This is a genomic window from uncultured Brachyspira sp. (assembly GCF_944393015.1).
GTDB lineage: Bacteria > Spirochaetota > Brachyspiria > Brachyspirales > Brachyspiraceae > Brachyspira.
Map to the genome: position 1 here is coordinate 1 of NZ_CALXYQ010000101.1, position 2,862 is coordinate 2,862.

The 2,862-nt window shown below is 32.5% G+C and carries 2 protein-coding genes; both read left to right on the top strand.

The window, feature by feature from the left end; all coding sequences use genetic code 11:
* The first annotated feature begins 183 nt into the window (after positions 1 to 183).
* Positions 184 to 1,227 (top strand): type I glyceraldehyde-3-phosphate dehydrogenase, encoded by a 1,044-nt coding sequence (gene gap / locus Q0K19_RS15070; RefSeq protein ID WP_297249407.1) that lies wholly within the window; start codon positions 184 to 186, stop codon positions 1,225 to 1,227.
* Between the two features lie 238 nt (positions 1,228 to 1,465).
* Positions 1,466 to 2,665, top strand: a complete 1,200-nt coding sequence (gene pgk / locus Q0K19_RS15075; RefSeq protein WP_297249409.1) for a phosphoglycerate kinase — start codon at positions 1,466 to 1,468, stop codon at positions 2,663 to 2,665.
* Positions 2,666 to 2,862: the final 197 nt, after the last annotated feature.

Genomic DNA, 2,862 nt, shown 5'->3' on the forward strand with positions numbered 1-2,862 from the left:
TTTAAATTATTATACACCTGTGTTATACTTCAAGAAATTAAGGAATACTTAATGCAATATGTCTGGCTCCTGTGCAAGTAAATTAAACAAAAAATCTTGACTTAATCGTTTATTTATGGTAGCATAATAGGTGAATTTTATATGTTCGCGTATAGGATATTATTTTAATTTAGGAGTATATTTATGGCTGTAAAAGTAGCAATAAATGGTTTCGGACGTATCGGACGTCTAGTTTTTCAGGCATTAGTAGAACGCGGTTTATTAGGTAAAGAAATTGATGTAGTTGGTGTAGTAGATGTTAGTACTGATGCTAAGTATTTTGCTTATCAATTAAAATATGACTCTGTTCATGGCAGAATGAAAGCTGACATCACAACAGAAGGCGAAGATGTACTAGTAGTTAATGGCAACAAAATTAAATGTATAGGTGCTACTAAAGAATTAAAAGATCTTCCTTGGAAAGATTTAGGTGTTGAATATGTAATAGAATCTACTGGTCTTTTCACAGAAAAAGAAAAAGCTGAAGGTCATATAGCTGCAGGTGCTAAAAAAGTTATCATTTCAGCTCCTGGTAAAGGCGATTTAAGAACTTTTGTATATGGTGTAAACCATGAAGAATATGATCCTGCTAATCATCATGTAGTATCAAATGCTTCTTGTACTACTAACTGTTTAGCTCCTATAGTACATGTACTTCTTAAAGAAGGTATCGGAATAGAAACTGGTCTTATGACTACTATTCACTCTTATACTGCTACTCAAAAAACAGTAGATGGTCCTTCTAAAAAAGACTGGAGAGGCGGACGTGCTGCTGCTTGTAACACTATCCCTTCTACTACTGGTGCTGCTAAAGCTGTTGGTGAAGTTTTACCTGCTACTAAAGGTAAATTAACAGGTATGAGTTTCAGAGTTGCTACTCCTGACGTATCTGTTGTAGACTTAACTTTCAGAAGTGAAAAAGAAACTTCTATTAAAGAAATCGATGTATTAATGAAAAAAGCTTCTGAAACTTACTTAAAAGATGTTTTAGGTTATTGTAATGAAGAATTAGTATCTAGCGACTTTATACATGACTCTAGAAGCTCTATATATGACTCTCTAGCTACTACTCAAAACAACTTGAAAGATGAAAAAAGATTCTTCAAAATTGTTTCTTGGTATGATAATGAATGGGGTTATTCTAACAGAGTAATTGATTTATTATTGTATATGTACAACAAAAAATAATTAAGCAATAATAATTAAAATTGTTAAGCTATAATAAAAGGGTGTTATATTTCATTATAGCACCCTTTAAATTTTTTAGCAGTACATAAAAAATTGTGAGCGTACGGCAGTAGCCTTAATGCAAACAATTTTTATTAGTGATAACTATAAAAGCAAGCCAAAGCACATACGTGCAAATAAATTTATTTATTTGCTGATTGTAGGCGGAGGCGAGCATAGCAATAATAAGGAGTTCATAATGAAAAAATCAGTAAAAGATATAGACATTAAAGGTAAAAAAGTCATAATGAGAGTTGATTTCAATGTACCTCTCGATAAAGAAACAAGCTCTAAAATCACAGACACTACAAGAGTAGATGCTGCTATGCCTACTATTGAATATATACTTTCTCAAGGTGCTTGTTTAATACTTATGAGCCATTTAGGAAGACCAAAAGGCGAACCTAATCCTAAATACTCTTTAAAACCTGTTTATGATTATTTAAAAACTAAACTTCCTAACAATAAAGTTGAATTTGCTAAAGACTGTGTAGGTGAAGAAGTAAAAAAACAAGCTGCTGAATTAAAAGCAGGCGATGTATTATTATTAGAAAATTTAAGATATCATGCTGAAGAAGAGAAAAACGATGCTGCATTCTCTAAACAATTAGCTGATTTAGCTGATGTTTATGTTAATGATGCTTTCGGTACTGCTCACAGAGCACATGCTTCTACTGCTGGTATAGTATCTGCTAAAGCTGGTATGCCTGCTGTTGCTGGTTTCTTAATGGAAAAAGAAATTAAATACTTAGGTGATGCTGTTGCTAATCCTGCTCGTCCATTTGTAGCTATAATCGGAGGAGCTAAAGTTTCTTCTAAAATTTCTGTACTTAAAAACTTACTTAATAAAGTAGATACTTTAATCGTTGTAGGCGGTATGGCTTATACTTTCTTCAAAGCTAAAGGCTTAGAAATAGGTACTTCTTTATGTGAAGATGATTATATTGCTACAGCTAAAGAAATTATGGATAAAGCTAAAGAATTAAATAAAACTTTATATTTACCTGTTGACAATGTTGTAGCTGATAAATTTGATAATGATGCTAATTTCAAAATAGTAGATTCTAATGCTATACCTGCTGGCTGGATGGGTATGGATGTTGGACCTAAAACTTTAAAAGAACTTGAAGAAATACTTAAAAATGCAAAAACAGTTGTTTGGAATGGACCATTGGGTGTATTTGAAATGCCTAATTTTGCTAAAGGTACTTTTGAAGTAGCTAAGTTCATCGCTAATTCCGGAGCTGTAAGTATTATCGGAGGAGGCGACAGTGTATCTGCTGTTAATAAATCTGGTGTTGCTGATAAGATGACTCATGTATCTACAGGCGGCGGAGCTTCTTTAGAGTTCCTTGAAGGTATAGAACTTCCAGGTATCGCTGTATTACAGGATAAATAATTAGAAGCTAATTAGATTTTAATAAATCAAAATAGTGAGCCTCTGATAGCTTTAGCTGTCAGAGGTTTTTTAGCGAACTATTTTGATTGTATTATAAAAGGTATAGAACTTCCAGGTATCGCTGTATTACAGGATAAATAATTAGAAGCTAATTAGATTTTAATAAATCAAAATAGTGAGCCTCTGATAGCTTTAGC